General features: G+C 65.2%; 17 protein-coding genes. 5 read left to right on the top strand and 12 right to left on the bottom strand.

Annotated elements, in window-relative coordinates:
* Window positions 1–19: 19 nt before the first annotated feature.
* The 6 genes from ACVMB0_RS13970 to ACVMB0_RS13945 all read right to left on the bottom strand — a co-directional run bounded on the left by ACVMB0_RS13970 (window position 20) and on the right by ACVMB0_RS13945 (window position 5832).
* Window positions 20–1723, bottom strand: coding sequence for a vWA domain-containing protein (locus ACVMB0_RS13970; RefSeq protein WP_461346624.1), 1704 nt, complete (start codon window positions 1721–1723; stop codon window positions 20–22).
* Window positions 1724–2152: 429 nt separating this feature from the next.
* A complete protein-coding gene (locus tag ACVMB0_RS13965) occupies window positions 2153–2350 on the bottom strand; it encodes a nitrilase-related carbon-nitrogen hydrolase (RefSeq protein ID WP_461346623.1) in 198 nt (65 codons plus the stop codon).
* 13 nt (window positions 2351–2363) lie between these two features.
* Window positions 2364–2891: a tautomerase family protein gene (locus tag ACVMB0_RS13960; RefSeq protein ID WP_461346622.1), complete on the bottom strand. Its 528-nt coding sequence runs from the start codon at window positions 2889–2891 to the stop codon at window positions 2364–2366.
* Window positions 2892–2993: 102 nt separating this feature from the next.
* On the bottom strand, window positions 2994–4184 hold the full coding sequence (locus tag ACVMB0_RS13955; RefSeq protein WP_461346621.1) for a GlxA family transcriptional regulator: 1191 nt from the start codon (window positions 4182–4184) through the stop codon (window positions 2994–2996).
* 265 nt (window positions 4185–4449) lie between these two features.
* Window positions 4450–5100, bottom strand: a complete 651-nt coding sequence (locus tag ACVMB0_RS13950; protein ID WP_106330010.1) for a 3-oxoacid CoA-transferase subunit B — start codon at window positions 5098–5100, stop codon at window positions 4450–4452.
* A 24-nt stretch (window positions 5101–5124) separates the two neighbouring features.
* The gene (locus tag ACVMB0_RS13945; protein WP_076861290.1) at window positions 5125–5832 is read right to left on the bottom strand and encodes a CoA transferase subunit A; all 708 of its coding nucleotides are present in this window, start codon (window positions 5830–5832) and stop codon (window positions 5125–5127) included.
* Window positions 5833–6076: 244 nt separating this feature from the next.
* On the opposite strand from ACVMB0_RS13945, the gene ACVMB0_RS13940 reads away from it, so the two are divergent.
* From ACVMB0_RS13940 to ACVMB0_RS13925, 4 genes are all read left to right on the top strand, one after another.
* On the top strand, window positions 6077–8041 hold the full coding sequence (locus ACVMB0_RS13940) for an AsmA family protein (RefSeq protein ID WP_461346620.1): 1965 nt from the start codon (window positions 6077–6079) through the stop codon (window positions 8039–8041).
* A 159-nt stretch (window positions 8042–8200) separates the two neighbouring features.
* Window positions 8201–9586: an ABC transporter substrate-binding protein gene (locus tag ACVMB0_RS13935; RefSeq protein ID WP_456750292.1), complete on the top strand. Its 1386-nt coding sequence runs from the start codon at window positions 8201–8203 to the stop codon at window positions 9584–9586.
* Window positions 9587–9777: 191 nt separating this feature from the next.
* Window positions 9778–10647 carry a carbohydrate ABC transporter permease gene (locus ACVMB0_RS13930; protein ID WP_028336011.1) on the top strand — a complete coding sequence of 290 codons (870 nt, stop codon included), beginning with the start codon at window positions 9778–9780 and terminating at the stop codon, window positions 10645–10647.
* Entirely contained in the window at window positions 10644–11495 is an 852-nt protein-coding gene (locus ACVMB0_RS13925; RefSeq protein ID WP_461346619.1) for a carbohydrate ABC transporter permease, read from the top strand. Before ACVMB0_RS13930 ends, ACVMB0_RS13925 begins: the two co-directional genes overlap by 4 nt.
* A 90-nt stretch (window positions 11496–11585) precedes the next feature.
* Here ACVMB0_RS13925 and ACVMB0_RS13920 read toward each other — a convergent pair whose 3' ends face one another.
* The 4 genes from ACVMB0_RS13920 to ACVMB0_RS13905 all read right to left on the bottom strand — a co-directional run bounded on the left by ACVMB0_RS13920 (window position 11586) and on the right by ACVMB0_RS13905 (window position 15666).
* On the bottom strand, window positions 11586–12401 hold the full coding sequence (locus ACVMB0_RS13920) for an ABC transporter permease (RefSeq protein ID WP_461346618.1): 816 nt from the start codon (window positions 12399–12401) through the stop codon (window positions 11586–11588).
* Window positions 12401–13315: an ABC transporter permease gene (locus tag ACVMB0_RS13915; protein WP_461346617.1), complete on the bottom strand. Its 915-nt coding sequence runs from the start codon at window positions 13313–13315 to the stop codon at window positions 12401–12403. The genes ACVMB0_RS13920 and ACVMB0_RS13915 overlap by 1 nt, the downstream gene beginning before the upstream one ends.
* The gene (locus tag ACVMB0_RS13910; protein WP_461349649.1) at window positions 13312–14412 is read right to left on the bottom strand and encodes an ABC transporter ATP-binding protein; all 1101 of its coding nucleotides are present in this window, start codon (window positions 14410–14412) and stop codon (window positions 13312–13314) included. Before ACVMB0_RS13910 ends, ACVMB0_RS13915 begins: the two co-directional genes overlap by 4 nt.
* Before the next feature lie 594 nt (window positions 14413–15006).
* Window positions 15007–15666 carry a hypothetical protein gene (locus ACVMB0_RS13905; RefSeq protein ID WP_461346616.1) on the bottom strand — a complete coding sequence of 220 codons (660 nt, stop codon included), beginning with the start codon at window positions 15664–15666 and terminating at the stop codon, window positions 15007–15009.
* Between the two features lie 413 nt (window positions 15667–16079).
* Here ACVMB0_RS13905 and ACVMB0_RS13900 point away from each other — a divergent pair, with 413 nt between their 5' ends.
* A complete protein-coding gene (locus ACVMB0_RS13900; RefSeq protein ID WP_461349648.1) occupies window positions 16080–17309 on the top strand; it encodes a tetratricopeptide repeat protein in 1230 nt (409 codons plus the stop codon).
* Between the two features lie 186 nt (window positions 17310–17495).
* Here ACVMB0_RS13900 and ACVMB0_RS13895 read toward each other — a convergent pair whose 3' ends face one another.
* Window positions 17496–18959, bottom strand: coding sequence for a glycerol-3-phosphate dehydrogenase (locus ACVMB0_RS13895; protein WP_461346615.1), 1464 nt, complete (start codon window positions 18957–18959; stop codon window positions 17496–17498).
* Window positions 18960–19016: 57 nt separating this feature from the next.
* Window positions 19017–20543: an ABC-F family ATP-binding cassette domain-containing protein gene (locus tag ACVMB0_RS13890; protein ID WP_461346614.1), complete on the bottom strand. Its 1527-nt coding sequence runs from the start codon at window positions 20541–20543 to the stop codon at window positions 19017–19019.
* Between the last annotated feature and the right edge of the window lie 161 nt (window positions 20544–20704).

The raw sequence follows: 20704 nt of genomic DNA, 5'->3' as shown, positions 1-20704 counted from the left end.
CACCGCGACGTCGCATTGCCTACGGCTGCTTGATCTCCACCGTCTGGCGCTTGCCGGCGGTGATCGAGAAGGGCTTCTCGACCTTCTGGCCGTCGGCATAGATGGCGACGGCGACATAGTCGCCGGCGGGAAGCGCGACGTTGGTGGCCGGGTCATAGCTCACCGAGAAGCGCTTGCGCTCGTCATTGAGGTCGCGCTCGGCGCCGAGGATATCGATCTCCTGCGCGCCGTCGGTCTTGACCCCGACCACGCCGGCGTTGAGGTTGACGTTGATCCGGGTCGGCGCGCCGGACTTCACCTCCGCGCGCACCGTGCCCTTGGCCTCGCCGACCACAGCCGTCACGTCGTAGCTGCCGCTCGGCAGATCGAACCTGGATTCGGCGTCGTATCCCTGCGCGACCTTCTCGCCCTCGTCGCCGTCGGCCTTGGCCGGCTGATAGACCGCGACCACAATGTCCTTCTCGACCTTGGGACCGCCCTCGGCATAGGTCGAGGTCACGATCAGCTTGCCGACGTCGAGCGTGAGCTGGACGTTGCTCGCATCACCGGCGGCGACCGAGAACGGCTTGCTGGTCTTCGACTGTCCCTTGGTCAGGGTCAGCGTGTAATTGCCCGCGGCCAGCACGAAGCGCGGCACCGCGTCATATTCCTGCGCGACCAGCGTGCCGCCCTTGTCGGAGACCTGCCAGACCACGTCATCGACCTTGCCCGCACCACCGGTCACCGCGCCTTCGCTGGTGACGTAGCCGGCGTTGAGGATGACATCGAGCACGGCCGGCTTGCCCTTCTCCACCAGAAGCGAAAACTCGCGCTTGAGCTGCCGATAGCTGACCTCGACGAGGTAGTCGCCGGGCGCGATGTTGTCGGCGAACGGCGCACCGTAGAAGGTGTTGACATGCTCGCCCTTCTCGTCGCCGGCACGCTTGTAGATACCCCAGTTGACGTCCTCGTCGCTGATCGGATCGAGCCCTTCGGCGAGCCGCGCCACGCCGCGGATGTTCTTGCCGAGATAGGGATCGGCCACCACCGGTTTCGCCGGCGCCTCGCTTGCGACCTTGCTGCCTTGCGTCGCCGCCACTGCCTTGGTCAAGGCGCCGGTCAGGCTTGCGGCATTGCCGGCATCGAGATAGACGCCGCCGGTCGCGCGCGCGATGCATTGCAGCTGGCTCTTGGCCGCGGGATCGGCGACATCGAGGCCGATGACATGGGCGGTGAAGCCGATGCCGGCCTTCTTCAATTCGGCCGCGGCGCCGCACGGATCCGGCGCGCAGGTCTCGATGCCGTCGGAGACCAGGATCACGTTGGCCTTGTTCTCGGTCGAATGCAGCGCCTCGGCGGCGGCGCGCAGCGAATCCGCAATCGGCGTCCGGCCCTTCGGGTTGATGCCGTCGACCGCGGCCTTGATCCGCGCCGGATCGAACTTGCTGACCGGCACCATCAGCTCGATGTCCTTGCAGTCGCCCTTCGAGCGATGGCCATAGACCATCACGCCGAGACGATCGGCCGGATTCCATTTTGACAGGATGGCATCGACCGCCTGCCTTGCGGCGGAGATCTTGCTCTGCCCGTCGACCTGGCCCCACATCGAGCCGGATGCATCGAGCACGAGAATGGTGTCGGTGCCCTGCGCCTGGGCTTCTGCCCGAACGCCATGAGATGACAGCAACGCCAGGCCAAGCGACAGCAGGCCGGCAACGAACGAGCGGCGAAAGAGCTTAATCACGGAACGGTCCTCGATGATGGAGACAATCGGAGGGCAAAGACGACTGCGGCGGCGCGACGTATGTCGCGAGATCACACGTGCCCTGCCGCAGCCGCGCCCTGCTTCGATCTCGATTTTGTTTTTTGTTGGCCGGATTGCTGATGTGACACACTTGCGATGTGCACGCAGCCAAACGCCAGAACACCTTCTCTTGCCGCAACTTGCCCCCGAACACTTGGACTATTGCGACAAGCGTTTGGCCTGACGCGACACGCCGACGACAAATAAATCGCTTCCAGGGCTGCTGTGGTCTCGGCTGCTGATGTGAGTGCGATCACAGATGACGCAGCTTTGCACGCTGCCATGCATTGGCCTGGCGCACTTTTTTGCATGACGAAGCGCCGTCACGCGCCGCCGTCTCCGCCTAGACCTTCTCGTTGATCGCGGCCCTCATCCGCGCGATCTGCGCATCGCATGACAGAAGAACGGATAGCCGGGCAGCCAGGTCTCGCCGAAGGCGGTAATCGTGGCCCCCATGGCGCCGGCCTGGCTGATCAGACGGCAGGCCTTATCCACCGAAGCCTCGCGATCGAACGGCACCGCGGCGGCCTGGATCGCCGCGAGCCGGAAATGCGGATCGATTGTCACGGCTGCGCCCGCTTTACTCGACGCCCCTGCGTGCGGCGTCGAGCGCACCCGCCAGCAATTCGAGCGCCTTGACGCGCCGCCGTCGCGCGAGCCGCGCCTCGCCGACCTTGCGCTCGTGCTCGCCTGCAATGAAGGCCTGGATGTCCGGCAGCGGTCGGATCACGCCACGGCTGCCCCACTGGCCATCCGGCACCTCGGTCGGAAACACCCACACCTGCGCCGCGACATCCTCGAACGAACCGCCATCAGCTCGCACCACTGCGTCGGTCACGTCCTTCACCAGAGCCGCGCGCGAGGCTTCGGTGTACTGACCTTCCGGCACGGTCGGCACGATCCGGTAGCGCGGCGATGGCGAGGGTTGGCCCGCCACATAAACTGCGGCTGGCCGATGCAGGAAGACAACGGTGACGCTTTGCGCAATCCTGTTGGCCGGATCGAACCCTTCGTGACCGATCAGGATATCGCCGAGTTCCTTGATGAGCCGCGCTTCGGCTTCCGGGCTCAGGGCTCCTTCGGGAATTGTCACGTCGATCATCGGCATTGAGAGACCTCCTGTTGTTGCCAGGACGAGGTCTATGCGCGGGACGCCTCCCGCAGCAGTGGCAGTATCGCCAATCTTGGGGCAGATTCGGACATGGCGTCGTCAGGCGGCTCGTGCCGTGCGCGCGGCGGCTGGCGCAAACCGGCGCTGGTATTCGCGCGGCGAAAGCCCGGTTTCGCGCTTGAACAGGCGGCGAAAGGTCGACAGATCGTTGTAGCCGACGCGCGCGCTGACCGCGTCAAGCTTCAGCCGTCGGGATTCGATCAGGCGTTTGGCCACGTCGACCCGCAGCGCCTGCAGATATTGCAGCGGGGCCTCGCCGACCGCGAGCTTGAAGCGGCGGTTCAAGGTGCGCTCGCTGACTGAAAGGTCACGGGCCAGCTTGGCGAGACTGAAGCCCTGTTGCAGCGACTTCTCCATCAGGCTTTGCGCCCGCGCCACCAGTGCGTCGCAGTGCTGCGTGTCGCGCGTGCGGCTGGCATAGGATGCCTGCGAAACACGATTGCCGTCGATCAGCATCAACTTGCCGGTCTCGGTCGCCACGTCGGCGCCGGTGAATGTCTCGACCAGCCGCAGCGCGAGATTGAGGGAAGTGGTCACCGCGCCCGAGCAGACAATCCGGTTCTGCTCGGTGAGAATCTCGGCGACGCGCAGATCCACCGCCGGATAGCGCATCGCGAATGCCCGCCCTTTCGCCCAATGGGTGGTAGCGATCCTGCCGTCGAGCAGGCCGGCCTCGGCGAGGATGAAGCTGCCGGTGCAATACGATGCGAGCAACGTGCCGCGCTCATGTTGCCGCCGCAGCGCGGCGAGCAGCGGCTCGACCGTATCGAGCCGCTCGAAGAACCGCTCGATATCACCGACGAACGGCCCGGGAACCACCACCGCATCCGCCGCAGATCGCGCGCTGATCGCTCCATCGACGCCGACGACCTGGCCGGAGGCGGTCTCGACCGGCCGGCCAGTCAGCGATTCGACGCGCCACCGCAGCTGTGACGGCTTGCCGCTGGCGCGTTGGGGCCGCCTCGCCGTCACCGAATTGGCGGCGGTGAACACGTCGACGATACCCGCAACACCCGAAGCGAGGATGCCGTCGTAGACCCAAATCCGGATGAGCGGCATGGCCGTGACCGATCCTGCACAAATTGGGGTAATCCTGCCATCGCGGCGCAGGCGGAGCAAGGCCTGCGGCATGGATCGCACCCATAGCGAACCATCCTCATCGTCGTCCTTGCGAAAGCGATATCTATGGTCGCCGCGTGTGCTGTGAGGCGATGAGTCGAGAGGCATCATCACCGTCGTCCCTGCGAAAGCAGGGACCCATACTCCGCGGCGGATGTCGTGGGCGAGACTCGTCGTTCAAGGTCGAACAACAATAACCATTCGTGGTTATGGGTCCCTGCTTTCGCAGGGACGACAGCGGCTTGTGTGGTCGCCGTATGACCCCACTCAAATCATCCGCGTAAATCTGTGAAAACCCGGCGTGGCGGCTATCGCCTCGACGCCGGCATCGTCGGATCGTGCGGGACGGATCTGGGATCGTCCCGCAGCGATTATCTCAGGTGTTCTTCAGCGCGACGCGGAATTCCGCCTCGGTCTTGGCCTTGACCTCGTCGAGCGTGACGCCGTCGGCGAGCTCGATCAGCGCCATGCCGTCCTTGCCGTGCTTGTCGATGGTGAACACCGCAAGATCGGTGACGACCATGTCGACCACGCGCTCGCCGGTCAGCGGCAGATTGCACTGCTTGAGCAGCTTGGGGCCGTCCTTGGCGGAATGCTCCATCACCACGACGACGCGCTTGACGCCGGCGACGAGATCCATCGCGCCGCCCATGCCCTTCACCATCTTGCCGGGGATCATCCAGTTGGCGAGGTCGCCGTTCTGCGCCACCTGCATGGCGCCGAGGATCGACAGATCGATATGGCCGCCGCGCACCATGCCGAAGGACTCGGCCGAGGAGAAATAGCTGGTCGAGGGCAATTCGCTGACGGTCTGCTTGCCGGCATTGATCAGGTCGGCGTCGACCTCGTCCTCATAGGGGAACGGGCCCATGCCGAGCATGCCGTTCTCGCTCTGCAGGCTGACGTCGATGCCCGCGGGGATGTAGTTCGAGACCAGCGTCGGGATGCCGATGCCGAGATTGACGTAATAGCCGTCGCGCAGCTCCTTGGCGGCGCGGGCGGCCATCTGTTCACGGGTCCAGGCCATGAGGCTCTCCTGAAGAGGGATGAATTAAGCGGCGGGCCGCGGACGGGTGTTGCGGAACTCGATCCGCTTCTTGGCCGTGCCGACCTCGATGATGCGCTTGACGAAGATGCCGGGGGTGTGGATGTGGTCCGGGTCGATCTCGCCGGCCGGCACCAGATGCTCGACCTCGGCGACGGTGACCTTCGCGGCGGTCGCCATCATCGGATTAAAATTGCGCGCGGTCTTGCGGTAGACCAGGTTGCCGGCGGTGTCGCCCTTCCAGGCGTGGACGATGGCGACGTCGGCGAACAGGCCGCGCTCCATGATGTACTTCTCGCCGTCGAATTCCTTCACTTCCTTGCCTTCGGCGATCAGCGTGCCGACGCCCGTCTTGGTGTAGAAGGCCGGGATGCCGGCGCCGCCGGCGCGGATGCGCTCGGCCAGCGTGCCCTGCGGGTTGAACTCGAGCTCGAGCTCGCCGGCGAGATATTGCTGGGCGAACAACTTGTTCTCGCCGACATAGGACGAGATCATCTTCTTGATCTGGCGGGTCTCCAGCAGCCGGCTGAGGCCGATGCCGTCGACGCCGGCATTGTTGGAAACGACCGTGAGGCCCTTGACGCCGGAATCGCGGATCGCGTCGGACAGGGTCTCGGCGATGCCGCAAAGGCCGAAGCCTCCCGACATGATCATGATGCCGTCCTTGAGGAGACCATCGAGTGCCGATTTGGCGTCGGGATAAACTTTGTTCATGCAGCGAATACCTGATGGAGGGCGCGGAACGGCTGTGGCAATGCGGATTATTAGGCGAAATCTTCGCAATGCGTCAATCAGGCCCCGGTGCGGCGACGGGCGGCGGCCTCGGGCGGCAACATGGCCTTGAAAGCGTCAAGAAAACCCTTCAAGTTGCGGGGGTTGGCAGGGGCCTCCGGCGAGAGCCCGCTGTGTTCGACGACGACCCGACAGACCTCAACCCGACCCGGATATGTCATTGACGATGGCCCAAGGAATTAAGCGCCTGGGGATGCCGATCGCGGCGCTTTTCGGCCTGGCGGTCATCGGCCTGGTCGGAACGTCATGGTTCCTCAACCGGGACGCGCTGCAGCGCGCGGTGGAAGCGCAGATCCGCGCGGTGACCGGGCTCGAACTCGTCGTCAACGGCCCGATCGACGTGTCGGTATTTCCGGGCAGCTATGTCTCCTTCCACAATGTCGGGCTGAAGGGCGCCGCGACCACCGACCCGGCTTTGCAGGTCGACGTGCTGACCGCCAATCTGCGCCTGCTGCCGCTGTTGCTGCGGCGGTTCGAAATCGCCGACGTCATGATGCTCCGCCCGCATATCCATGTGGTCCGCGACGGCGCCGGCGAGAGCAACTGGACGCCGTTCGTCGAGACCATCGCCAAGGCGATGACGCCCGGCGCCGAGAACCAGGTGTCGTTCTCCGAGATCCGGATCCAGGACGGCGAGCTGAATTACGAGGACGGCACCAACCGCATCTCCGAGAAGCTCGGCGACATCGACCTGTCGCTGGCCTGGCCGTCGATCTCGCGCTCCTTTGCCGCGACCGGCCAGTTCGACTGGCGCGGCGAGCGCGTCGACGGCTCGATCAGCGCCAGCGATTTCGTCGCGCTGCTGTCGGGCGACCGCTCCGGCCTCAAGGCCCGGCTCAGTAGCGCGCCGCTCAAGGTTGCATTCGACGGAACCGTCGCCAACCGCACCAGCCTGATGATGGAAGGCACCGCCACCATGGATAGCCCGTCGCTGCGCAATGCGTTGCGCTGGATGGGACAGGCGCCGCCCGGCGGCGGTGGCGGCTTCGGCCGCTTCGCGCTGAAGGCCCGCGCCAATGTGGTCGGCGGCTCGGTCGCGCTCACCAATGTCAATGTCGAGCTCGACGGCAATGTCGCCGAGGGCGTGATGACCTACGCCAATAACGGCCGGCAGACCTTGCAGGCGACGCTTGCCGCCGGCAATCTCGACTTCACGCCCTACATCTCGACGTTCCGCCTTTTGGCCAGCGGCCAGCGCGACTGGAACCGGCAATTGTTCGACCTGTCCTCGCTGTCGTCGACCGATCTCGACATGCGGCTGTCGGCCGCCAAGGTGACGGTCGGCCCGTCCAAGCTCGGCCGCACCGCGTTCGGCGCCAATCTGCGCGGCGGCGCGCTCGCGCTCAGCGTCGGCGAGGCGCAGATGTATGGCGGCATCGCCAAGGGCTCGTTCGCGATCGCGCGCTCGGATGCGGTCGCCGACGTCAGGGCACAATTCCAGTTCACCGATGTCGATCTGCAGGCCTGCGCCGGCGAATTGTTCGGCATCAACAAGCTCTCCGGCCGCGGCAACCTCAACGTCTCGCTGACGGCCTCGGGCTCGAGCCCGTTCGGGCTCGCGTCATCGCTGGATGGGACCGCCACGCTGAACGGGCACGACGGCGCGATCGCGGGCTTCAATGTCGAGCAGCTGCTGCGGCGGCTGGAGAAGCGGCCGCTGTCCGGCGGCGGCAATTTCCGCTCCGGCTCGACGCCCTATGACAATCTCAGCATATCCGTGAAATTCGCCGACGGCGTCGCCACCGCCGACGATATCCATGTCGTGAGCCCGGCGGCGAAGATCACGCTGACCGGCACCGCCTCGGTGCCGTCGCGCGAATACGATCTCAAGGGCGTCGCCAGCCTGACCTCGGCGTCGGCCGGCGGCACCGCGTTCGACCTGCCGTTCGTGATCCAGGGTCCGTGGGATGATCCCTTGATCTTCCCCGATCCGGAAAGTCTGATCCGCCGTTCGCCGGCATCCGCCCCGCTGCTCGACGCGGTGAAGGATCGCAAGACCCGCGACGCGGTGCGCTCGGTGATCGAGCGCTTCACCGGCGGCGGCGCCCGGCCCGCGGCCGCGCCCGACGCTGCGGCCGGCGCATCCGGCAGCGCACCGGCGGCATCGGCCGAGAATGCCAAATCGAACTGACCGATCCATCCACTTTGCGCATCGATGCCGCGGGACTGATCCACGCGCCCGCCGCGCACCCCTACAGAAGTCGTCGATCCGGCATCTTTATCGGGTCACGGGCATGCGCTAGTGTTTTCTCCAACCGGTTAAAAAGCCGGCCTCATGAGGGAGAACAACGTGAGATCCAAGGTTATCGGTGCGCTATCACTGGCGGTCGCTGCGGTTGGCCTGTTCGCGGCAACTGCGCCCGCTTTGGCGCAGGGCAAGACGATCACCGTCTGGTGGGGCAAGGGATTTTACAAATCCGAAGACGACGCGCTGCTCGAGACGATCAAGAAATTCGAAGCCAAGACCGGCATCAAGGTCGAATTGTCGCAATACGCGATCCAGGACATGATCCCGAAGACGGTCGCGGCACTCGATTCCGGCACCGTGCCCGACGTCGCCTATTCCGACACCTACGATGTGCAAGCGCAGGGCAAGTGGGCTTATGAGGGCAAGCTCGAGGACCTCTCCGACATCATGCTGCCGATGAAGGATGCCTTCGCGCCGAACACGCTGGAAGCGGCGTTGCTCTACAACGACGTCACCAAGAAGAAGTCCTATTACGGCTTCCCGCTCAAGCAGCAGAGCATGCACGTCCAGATCTGGGGCGACATGCTGGAGAAGGCCGGCTTCAAGGCCGCCGACATCCCGACCAAGTGGGAGGACTACTGGTCGTTCTGGTGCGACAAGGTGCAGCCGGCGATCCGCAAGGCCACCGGCCAGCGCATCTACGGCGTCGGCCAGCCGATGGGCGTGGAATCCACCGACTCGTTCCAGTCGTTCTACACCTTCATGGACGCCTACCACGTCAAGCTGGTCGACGACGACGGCAAGCTTCTGGTCGACGATCCCAAGGTGCGCGACGGCCTGATCCACGCGCTGAAGGACTACACCGACACCTACATCAAGGGCTGCACGCCGCCCTCCTCGACGACCTGGAAGGATCCGGACAACAACGTCGCCTTCCACAACAAGACGATCGTGATGACGCACAATTTCACGATCTCGATCGCGGCGAAGTGGTTCGAGGATTCCACCAATCCGGCGCTGACCGACGCGCAGCGCGCCGCCGGCAAGCAGGCCTATGAGCAGGACATCATCACGGCGTCCTTCCCGAAGGCGCCGGACGGCTCGACCATCAAGTACCGCTCCGACGTCAAGACCGGGCTGATCTTCGCCAATGCCAAGAACAAGGCGGAAGGCAAGCAGTTCATCGCCTTCCTGATGCAGGAAGACAATGTGCGGCCCTATGTCGAGGGCGCGCTCGGCCGCTGGTTCCCGGTGACCAAGGCGAGCCAGGCCAGCCCGTTCTGGCAGGCCGATCGGCATCGCAAGGCGGTGTGGAATCAGTTCACCGGCGGCACCGCGCCGTTCGACTTCACCAAGAACTGGAAGTTCACCATCCTGAACAACGAGAACGTCTGGGCCAAGGCCATGAACCGCGTCGTCAGCGAGAAGGTGCCGGTGGACAAGGCCGTCGACGAACTGATCGCCCGCATCAAGCAGGTGGCGGGGTGATAATGTAGACGATGACCGGCACTGCCGAACTTGCTCCGCGTCGTCCCGGCGAAGGCCGGGACCTATACGCCGCGGCGGTCGTTTTGGAGTAGGCTGGTGGACGGCTTTCGCGCAACGGCCGGGACCTGTGGTTATGGGTCCCGGCCTTCGCCGGGACGACGACGTAAGCGACATCTCGTTAGAGTAACCCAATGGCGATCACACTTTCCGCATCCGATGCCCCCTCGCCGCCGCTGTCGGCGCGGCTGTCGCCGCCGCAGGTCTGGGGCATCGCGCTGCTCGCGCCCTATCTGCTCGTGTTCCTCGCCTTCGTGGTCTATCCGGTCGGCTACGGCCTGTGGCTGGCGCGCCATCCGTCGAGCTATGTCGCGCTCTATCACGACCCGATCTTCGCCCGCGCCGCGGTCAACACGCTGATCTTCCTGGTCATCGGCATCAACATCAAGATGCTGATCGCGCTGTTCCTGTCCGGCTTCTTCGCCCAGCAAAGGCCCTGGATCAGGTGGCTGTCGGTGATCTTCATCCTGCCCTGGGCGGTGCCGTCGATCCCGACCATTCTCTCGGTGCGCTTCATGCTCAATCCGGAATGGGGCGTCGTCAACCAACTGATCTTCAAGTTCACCGGCGATGACGGCCCGAACTGGCTGAACGATCCCGCGGTCGCGCTGGCAATGGCGATCGGCGTCCACATCTGGAAATCGCTGCCGTTCTGGACGCTGATCCTTTTGACCGGGCGGCTCGCGATCTCGCACGACCTGTACGAGGCCTCCGACGTCGACGGCGCCAACTGGTGGCAGAAATTCCGCTATATCACCTGGCCGTCGATGCAGACGCTCTACATCACCTGCACGCTGCTCTCGATGATCTGGACGCTCGGCGATTTCAACAGCGTCTATCTGCTCACCGGCGGCGGGCCGGCAGACCTCACCCACGTGCTATCGACGCTCGGCATCCGCTATCTCAGGCTCGACCAGCTCTCGCTGGCGATGGCCTCGATCGTCTGCGCCATGCCGTTCGTGCTGCCGCTGGTCTATTTCATGATGAAACGGTTGTCGCGATGAAGCTGCCCACCCTCCGCGAAGTCGGCACCGAGGCCAGGCTGCTGCTGATCGGCATCCCGGTCTTCATCTGGACCATGATCCCGATCTACCACATGTTCGTGTTCGCGATCTCGCCGAAGGAGGACGCGTTCACCGGCAAGCTGTGGCCGACGCATCCGACGCTGCATAATTTCTCGATCGTGTTCCACCAGCAGCATTACTTCCTGCGCGACTTCTGGATCCAGTTCTGGAATTCGACCGTGATCGCACTCGCCGTCGGCGCGCTGACGCTGTTCGTCGCCACCGCCGCCGCATTCTCGATCTCGCGGCTGCGCGTGCCGGGCGGCCGTGCGGTCATGAACATGGCGCTGTTCACCTACTTCATTCCGGCGGCGTTCCTCGCCGTGCCGATGTACCGCACCATGGGTACCTACGGCCTCCTGAACAATCACTGGTCGCTGATCCTGGCGATGGTCACGATCGCCGCGCCCTACGCGATCTGGGTCTTGAAGCAGGCCTCCGACAAGCTGCCGGTCGAGCTGGATGAAGCCGCGACGATGGACGGCGCCACCACGCTGCAGCTATTCCGCCTGGTCTACGTGCCGCTGATGATGCCCTCGCTGGTCGCGGTCGGCACCTACGCGATCCTGCTCGCCTGGAACGAATATCTCTACGCCTTCCTGCTGCTGTCGAAGGATACCGACATCACGCTGCCGGTCGCGCTCGGCAACTTCCTCGCCGCCGACGATTCGCCGTGGGAGCTGTTGATGACCACCGGCTTCATCTACGCGCTGCCGCCGGCCGCGGTGTATTACGCCTTCAAGCGCTACATGGTCGGCGGGCTGACGGCAGGCGCCGTCAAGTCGTGATCCCCATCGTTTCCTCGTCATTGCGAGAGAAGCGAAGCAATCCATCTCGCCGCGAGCGGAGAAATGGATTGCCTCGTCGCTGACGCTCCTCTACAGCGGCGCGGCGCTCTCGCCGCGCGCGTTCGACAGTTTCGAGGCGAACGACGCCACCACGATGATCACGGCGATCAGCGCGATGACAAGCGTGCAGATCGCGTTGATCTCGGGCTTTACGCCGAGTCGCACTTCCGAATAGATCCGGATCGGCAGCGTCGCCGAGCCGGGCCCGGTGGTGAAGCTTGCGATCACCACGTCGTCGAGCGACAGCGTGAAGGCGAGCATCCACCCCGCCACGATCGCCGGCACGATCAGCGGTAGCGTCACCATCAGGAACGCACGCACCGGATCGCAGCCGAGATCCATCGCGGCTTCCTCCAGGCTGCGGTCGAGCGCGGAGAGGCGCGACTGCACCACGACGGTGACGAAGCACATCGTCAGCGTGGTGTGGGCGATCGTCACCGTCCAGAAGCCGCGCTCGGCATTGAGCGCCACGAACAGCAACAGCAGCGACAGGCCGGAGATCACCTCGGGCATGACCAACGGCGAATACAGCATGCCGGAGAACAGCGCCCGCCCCTTGAACCGCTCGCCCCGCGCCAATCCGACCGCCGCCAGCGTGCCGAGCAGTGTCGCGAGCGTCGCCGACACCGCGGCGACGGAGAGGCTCATCCACGCCGCCTCCAGCATGGCGCGATCGCTGAAGAACTCGCGGTACCAGCGCAGCGACCAGCCGCCCCACACCGTCACCAGCCGCGAGGCGTTGAAAGAGTAGATCACCAGGATCACGATCGGCAGATAGAGGAAGGCCAGGCCAAGCGCCAGCGAGGTCATGTTGAAGCGCGTCAGCCGGGTAACGGTGCGCGCCATCAGCTGTCAGCCTCGAGCTGGCGCCGTTGCAGGCGGTCATAGAGCACCAGCGGCGGCACCAGCAGCAGCAACAACGCCACCGCAGCGGCGGATGCCACCGGCCAGTCCTTGTTGGTGAAGAATTCGAGCCACAGCGTCTGCCCGATCATCAGCGTATCGGAGCCGGCGAGCAGGTCGGGGATCACGAACTCGCCGACGATCGGAATGAAACACAGCAGCGCGCCGGCGCCGACGCCGGGCAGCGACAGCGGAAACGTCACCAGCCAAAACGCCTGAAGCGGCGAGGCGCCGAGATCGCCGGCCGCCTCCAGCAGCGACGCATCCAGCTTCGAGAGCGTCGCATAGAGCGGCAGGATCATGAACGGCAGATAGGAATAGACGATGCCGAGATACATCGCGCTGTCGGTCGACAGCCAGACCACCGGCGTCGAGACGATGTGCAGCGCCAGCAGGATCTGGTTGAGCAGACCGTCATGCTGCAGGATGTTGATCCAGGCATAGATGCGGATCAGGAACGAGGTCCAGAACGGCACGATGACCAGCATCATCGCGACAGCCTGCCAGCGCTGCGGCAGCCGCGCCATGGTGTACGCAATGGGATAGCCGATCAGGAGCAGGATCAAGGTCGAGGTCACCGCGACGACGAGGCTGCGCAGGTAGGACAGGATGTAGAGATTGTCTGATATCAGCAGGCGGAAATTGTCGAACGACAACTGCGCAAACGCCGCCGCCAGCGCCGCGCGGCCCTCGGCCAAATCGAACACCGGCGTGTAGGGCGGCTGCGCGATCGCGGTCTGCGACAGGCTGATCTTCAGCACGAAGCCGAACGGCACCAGGAAGAACAGCACCATCCAGAGATAGGGCGCGATCGCGGCGAGCCGCGCCGGCCGGGCGAAGATGCGGCGCGCGCTCACTGCTCCAGCACCAGGCAGTCGTCGGCGGTGAACCACGCCACCACGCGCTGGCCGGCGAGATAGCCATCGACATCGAGCCGCGCGGTGTTGGCCATCGACGCCCGCACCACCGCGCCGGTCTCCAGCTTGACCCGGTAGCTGGTCACGCCGCCGAGATAGTTGACGTCGGCCACAACACCCTCCAGCCGGTTGATCGCATGCGAGCCCGCCTCGTCCGACGCCGGCGCGCGGCGCGACAGCTTCACCTTCTCGGGGCGGATCGCGACGCTGACGACCTCCTTGGTCACCGGCGGCCACAGTTCGCTGACCGCGAGCGTGCCCGCCTCCGCGGTCGCGACCCTCAACCGTCCATTCTCGCGGGACGCGACGTTGCCATCGAACAGATTGATGTCGCCGACGAACTCGGCGATCCAGCGCGAGGCCGGCGCCTCGTAGAGATTGCGCGGGGTGGCGACCTGGACCAGGCGGCCGGCGTCCATCACCCCGATCCGGCCGGCCATCGTCATCGCCTCCTCCTGATCGTGGGTGACAATGATGAAGGTCGTGCCGAGCCGCCGTTGCAGCTCCATCAGCTCGCCCTGCGTGCTCTCGCGCAGCTTCTTGTCGAGCGCAGCCAGCGGCTCGTCGAGCAGCAGCACCTGCGGGCGGCGCGCCAGCGAGCGCGCCAGCGCCACGCGCTGCCGCTGGCCGCCGGAGAGCTGATCGGGCTTGCGCTTCTCCAGCCCTTCGAGTTTGACCAGCGCCACCATCTCCGCGACGCGGGTCGCGATATCCTTGCGCGCCATGCCGGCGCGCTTCAGCCCGAACGCAATGTTGTCGCGCACCGACAGATGCGGAAACAGCGCGTAATTCTGGAACATCATGTTGACGGGCCGCTCGTGCGGCAGCACCTGGGCGATGTCGCTGCCGCCGAGCAGGATGCGGCCCTCGTCCGGCGCCTCGAAGCCCGCGAGCATGCGCAGCAGCGTGGTCTTGCCGCAGCCGCTCGGGCCGAGCAGCGCGAAGAATTCGCCGGCGCGGATGTCGAGCGAGAGCTTATCGACCGCGCGGAAATTGCCGAACGACTTGGCGACGCCCTCTATCCGCAGCAGCGGCATGTCCGAGACGGCCGGTTCAGGCAACGGCGTTGCCGCCTCCGCAGTCGCTTCGCCCGATGTCACGTCAAGAAGCCCCGATTCCCGCAAGGTCCGATCCTGGCGGCAAGCTAGCGGCGGATCGCCACCGGCTCAACCGCCTCACGAACATCTCCCGCAATATTGTCAGGCTCCGGGCCCCCGCTGGGGCGGGCTCTTAAATGCGTTGCGTCGGCTTTGAGGTTCAAACCGGAAGGCACCTGCTCAGTCTAGACCTTACCGCTTTTGACCTATTGCGGAAGTTTGGTGCACTGTTTGCCAAGCGTTCTCGGTTGCCAAAACGATAAAGAGTTTTGGTTCAATACAGCATTTTATAGAAAGATTAAGGCCGCCTCAGTTGGTGGCCCAGCACTTGTCCTTGATTCGATCTTGAAGAACGACCGTCTGACGACCAGCGCCAAAAAGGTAGAGAACGCTCCAGCAGACGGCGATACAATGCACGGAGGTAGCGAGCAACGGCGAGCGACGTCTCGCTGTCGCGCGCTCTGACTCGCTGTATCACGCGACCTGGAACACCTCGTATCCAAAGCCGAAACCGGATCTGGGGTCGCGATCCCATCAAAGGCATCCGATGATTCCACACCGCCGAATGCTGGTGCGGGTCACGGAATCAGGCGGACCTAACATGGTCATCGGACGTCTAACCATGTGGGTCATGGCCCGGGGCGCACGTGCCTTCAGAAGAGCCACGACCTCGGGACTTATATCTCCCACAGACCGGTGCATCTTTCCGGCGTTCGAAAAGAGCCCGCCGCCTTCGTGATCAAGCCGAAGCGCGCCGATGTCGACGATCTCTCCAGCGCGAACCTGGAATTTGGCATGAGGGCCACCATAGCCGGCATTTATATTGTCGCACCTTATGCTCAGCAAAAGATACTCGCCCGGAGGAAGTGAGGTAATCCCGCCAAACGCCGTCAACTTTCCTCCTCCGACCACGCTGACTCTGATCGTTTTCGTCGGCGCGCTCTTGTCGAGAGTTTGGCCGAGAGTGACTACAGGAAAGACACAACGCGTGAGACCCCCACCGATATTTGACATCATGAGGATTGCGTCAACGATCACCACACCTCGATGTTCTTGCAGCTCTCGGGCGATGTGTTCGTCAACCGGCAAACCATCCTCCGGTCGCAGAACGTCTCCGCTTTGTGCCCGAGCAGCAGTCACTGAAGCGACGACCGCGAGCCAGACAGCCAGAAGAGTGATACGCTTCATCGCCATAGTACCTCCCGCAACTGCTCTCAATCCTAGCAGGCGCAATTTACCGAACACAACCGTTAGGGAAAGCGACGCGGAAAATCGGCCAGGCGAACAGGCATCAGACCTTCGTGCCATCTCTGGCTGCATTCGCAAACGCCGGTCACCTTCCCTTCGGACCGGACCGAACCGACCGTGCTCCGATGAACGACGTCCGCTCATGGCCCAACTCGGACCTCCGCGATGTTCGCTTTTGCGATGCTATCGAGGGCTAAGCGGACGTGAGCCCCGAAGGGGCTCGTTGCCTTTATGAGGACATGCCCTAGACTTCGCAGCCGAATTCGGGAGGACAACCGATGATTTGCGACCGCTACGGCCTGCCGCTGACGACCACGTCGGACCGCGCCGCCGCCTATTATGTCGACGGTGTCGATCGGATGCTGGCGGCGCTGCACGGTGCGGATGCGGCGTTCGAGGCGGCGATCGCCGACGATCCCGATTTCGCGCTGGCCCATCTCGGCCGCGCCCGCGTGCATCAGCTCAACATGGAGGGCGCCGCGGCCCGCGCCAAGGCGGCCGATGCCCGGCAGCTCGCAGCTGCCGCAAGCCCGCGCGAGCGCCAGCACATCGAGATCATCGCGTCCGTGATCGAAGGCCAGGCCAAGAAGGCGATGACCGCGGCCGAACAGCATCTCAGCGAATATCCGCGCGATGCGCAGATCCTCTCCCTGCTGCTCGGCGCGTTCGGCCTCTACGCCTTCTCCGGCCGGCCCGATCATGACGCTGCGCGGCTCGCGATCTCCGAACGTTACGCCAAGGATTATGGCGACGATTGGTGGTTCCTCACCTATCTCGGCTGGTCGAAGACCGAGGCCGGCGACGTCGTCTCCGGCCGCGCCATCACCGAGCGCGGCTATGCGCTGAAGCCGGAGAACGCCGGCGCCGCACACGCGCTGGCGCATGCGCTGTTCGAACAGGGCGACGGCGCCGAAGGCCGCAGCTTCCTCTCCGCGTGGCTGCCGGCGAATGATCGCACGAGCTTCCTGCAAGGCCATCTCGCCTGGCACCTCGCCTTGATCGCGATCGAGGAGGGCGACGCCGACGGTGCGCTCGCTATCTACGAGCAGCACATCAAGCCGGCGGGCCGCCCTTATCCGCCGCTCAACATCTATACCGACACGGCCTCGCTGCTGTGGCGTCTCGCGGTCGCCGGCAAGACCGGCCTCGACGCGCACTGGAAGGATGTCGCCGCCTATGGCGACGGCTATTTCCCGAAAGCCGGCGCGCATTTCGCCGACGTGCACTACGCGCTGGTCGCCGCCACGACGAACAACGATGCGCTCGAGGCGCGGCTGGCCGAGATGGCGGCGCGCGACGCCGACGGCAAACTGGCGCCCGGCCCGGCCGCGATCGGGCTCGGCCGAGGCGTTGCGGCCTTCGCCGCCGGGGATCACGAGGGCGCCGTGCGCATCCTGGCACCGCTGATGCCCGAGCTGGTGCGGATCGGCGGCAGCCATGCGCAACGCGAATTGTGGGAGGACACCTTCATCGTCGCCTGCCTGCGCGCCGGCCAGGGCCGGCAAGCCACAGGCCTGATCTCGGACCGGCTGCATCGCCGTCCGTCCCGGCGCGACCTCGCCTGGGCGCAGGAGGCGGCAAGGCAATAGAAGCTGTTGGAGCTGTCCCTTCCCCCCGCAAGCGCCGGCCTTTCGCATATGGACTCGATAGCTCCACAAACTCGTCATGCCCGGCCTTGTGCCGGGCATCCACGTCTTGGTCTCCGCGACAGAAAGACGTGGATGGCCGGGACAAGCCCGGCCATGACGGCGCGGAAACACCGCTGCTAATCGCGCTCAATCCGCCTTGACCATGAACGCGGCAAGCGCATCGCGATCGGCTTGCGGCGTGGTCAGCCCGAGCTTGGAGCGGCGCCACAGCACATCGTCGGGAAAGCGCGCCCATTCCTTGCGCATGAGGTAACGCACCTCGGCGCCGGTCAATTCAGCACCGAAGGCCGGGCCGAGATCGGCCTTCGTCTTCGCGTCACCCAGGATATCCTTCACGTTCAGTCCATAGGCGGCCACCAGCCGCCGCGCCTGCGCCTCGTTGAGGAAGCGCCAGCGGTCGCGGGCGATGTCGACCTCGCTCTCAAAGCGCTGCCAGGCGAATTCGCCGCCCGGCAACGGCGCCGTCGCGGTCCAGCGCGATCCCATCGGAAAGAACCGCGCGAACTTCGAAACCGCCCGCTCGGCCCGGCGCCGCGACGTCGTGACGTCGCCGCCGAAGATCGTGAGAAGCGGCGCCCTGCCGCGCTTGAAGTCGGGCGACACTGTGCCAGCGCGTCGCCAGCGCGCGGGTGCGACGACGGAATTGGCACCGGAGACCGTTCGCAGCACATCGGCCGGGGTGATCTGCTCGCGAAAGTAACGGTTGGCTGCGTCGCAGAGATAGGCCACCTCCCGCGCATCCATCGCGACAATGGCGGGATCACCCTTGAAGGCATGGCTAACGCTGCCGATCAGGGTGAAGTCGCGCTCATAGGGACTGGCGAAGATCAATTGCCCGTCGGGGTTCTGGAACGCATAGACGTTGTCGCAGTCGAACAGGCGGCGCACCACGATCTGGCCGATCTGCACGGTGGCAAGCGGCGGCCCCGGTACGCGCAACACCGTGTCGGCGACCGAGGCGGTCCACGCGCCGGTCGCGTTGACCAGCGCCCGCGCCGTGATCACCCGCCGATAGCCGCGGTCGATCGCGATCAGCCGCCAGGTCTCGCCGCGCTCGGCCCGAGTCAGGCGCGCGCCGGTGCGGATCTCGGCGCCGCGCGCCGCGGCGTCGACGGCATTCAGCACGACGAGCCGGGAATCGTCGACGACGCAGTCGGAATATTCGAACGCGGTGCCGAACGGCCGCTTCAGCGCGTTGCCGACCGGATGGTGGGTGACATCGAGGGTCGTCGAGCGCGGCAGGCCGCTGCGCGAGGCGAGCCGCTCGTAGAGCAGCAGCAACGACCGCAATTGCCACACCGGCCGCTCCCCGGCATGAACCGGGATCGCGAAGCGCGCCGGCCGAACCAGGTGCGGCGCGATACGCAGCCAGACGTCGCGCTCCCTGAGCGCGGTCCGGACGCGGAACAACTGCCGCCGCTCCAGCCCGGCCAGATCGCCATGCACCAGCCGCGGCGAAGCCTGCGACGCGCCGGAGCCGAGATCGCCCTGCTCCAGCAGGATCACGCGCAGGCCGCGACCGGCCGCATCACGTGCGATGCTCGTGCCGTTCAGCCCACCGCCGATGATCGCAACGTCATAGTCCGCCATGCACAACGCGTATCGCATTTCATTGCGAACGGAATACGTGTTCGCACGAAAAATGCGTCAGGGCGCAGCGCCGACCGAGGCGAAGAAGTGTTCGGGCCCATCGGCTTCGATCAGCTTCTTGCCTTCAATCACCCAGAACCGGTTGGCCACCGTCCGCACGAACCGGCGGTCGTGCGACACCAGCAGGCAGCTGGCCTGCTGCTGCATCAGTTCATCCTCCAGCGCCTCCTGACCCTCGATGTCGAGATGGTTGGTCGGCTCGTCGAGCAGATAGAAGTTCGGCTGGGTCAGCCGCAGCACCAGCATGCCGAGCCGGGCCTTCTGCCCGCCGGACAGCCGCCCGATCGGACGGCCCTGCATCTCGATCGAGAGCCCGGCGCCGGCGAGCAGGCCGCGCGCCTGCTGATCGCCGACCGCAAAGCGCCGCGTCAGCATGCCGATCGGGGTGTCGCCATCGGCGAGATCGGCCAGTGCCTGGTCGCAATAGCCCAGCACCAATGACTCGGTGGCGCGGATCTCGGCGACTGCCGCCACGGAGTTCTCGATCGCCAGCCGCAGCGCCGCGACGAACCGGGTCTTGCCCGCGCCGTTCGGCCCGAGCAGCGCGATCCGGTCACCCCGGCAGATGAATTGCGGGCCGGTTCGGAACAGCGGCCTGCCGTCGGGCGTAGCGATCACCGCGTTGTTCAGCCTGATCAGGACCTTGGCATGGGTGTCGCGGTTGGCGAGCCGGATCGTGCCGGCGGAGCGTTCCAGATGCGCGGGCTTCGCGGTCTCCTCCAGTCGCTCAGCGCGCTGCTTCAGCTGCCGGGTCTTCGACAGCAGGAGGTCGCTCCCGGAATTGATGCCGAGATTGCTCAGCTTGGCGGCCTGCTGCCGCAGCTGCCGGACCGCGTTCATGTCGCGCGTAAAGCGCCGCTCGTCCGCTGCGTCGCATTCGTCGAGCGCCGCACGCGCCGCGGTGTATGGCAACGCGAACAGCTGCGAGCGTTCCGGCCGCAGGAACAGCGTCCGGTTGGTGGTCGCATCGAGGAAAGCGCGGTCGTGGCTTGCGATCACCACCGGCATCTCGCGCGGCAGCGCATTGAGCCAGACCTCGAGCCGGGCGATCTTGGCGAGGTCGAGATGGTTGGTCGGCTCGTCGAGCAGCAGCACATCGGGCTCGGTCACCAGCACGCGGGCGAGCAGCGCGAGCCGCAGCCAGCCGCCGCTCAATTGCTTCAACGGCCGCGCCCACAATTCCTCAGGCACGTCGAGCGATTGCAGGGCGATGTCGACCCGCCAGCTCTCGCTGTCGCGCTGCCCGGCGGGGAGCGCCTCCAGCACGGCGGTATGGAACGGCATATCCATCAGCCCCGCCGGCGCATCCTGCTCGACATGGCCGACGGTCAGTCCGCGCGCGCGGGTGATGTCACCCGTATTGGGCTCCATCGCGCCGGCGATACAGCGCAGCAGCGTGGACTTGCCGCGGCCGTTGGCGGCGACGAGGCCGATGCGGTCGCCGGCATTGACGACGAAATTCAGGTCGGAAAACAGCGGCGCGTTCAGCGTCACGCCGAGATTGCGGACATTGATGAGGGTCACGATCAATTCTCTGGTCTTGCCGGCAATCACGTCATCGCGTGGGCATGCAGCCATCAACGGATGTGCGTGTCGAAGCGCGGCGAGGAATTTGAGTGCAGGCGCGAACGTTCAAACGTTCGGTGCCGCACGGCCACGAAGGGCAGACCAGGACAAGATTTTAG

The organism is Bradyrhizobium sp. USDA 4451 (assembly GCF_054822585.1).
This window is presented reverse-complemented; position numbering and strand designations above follow the sequence as displayed.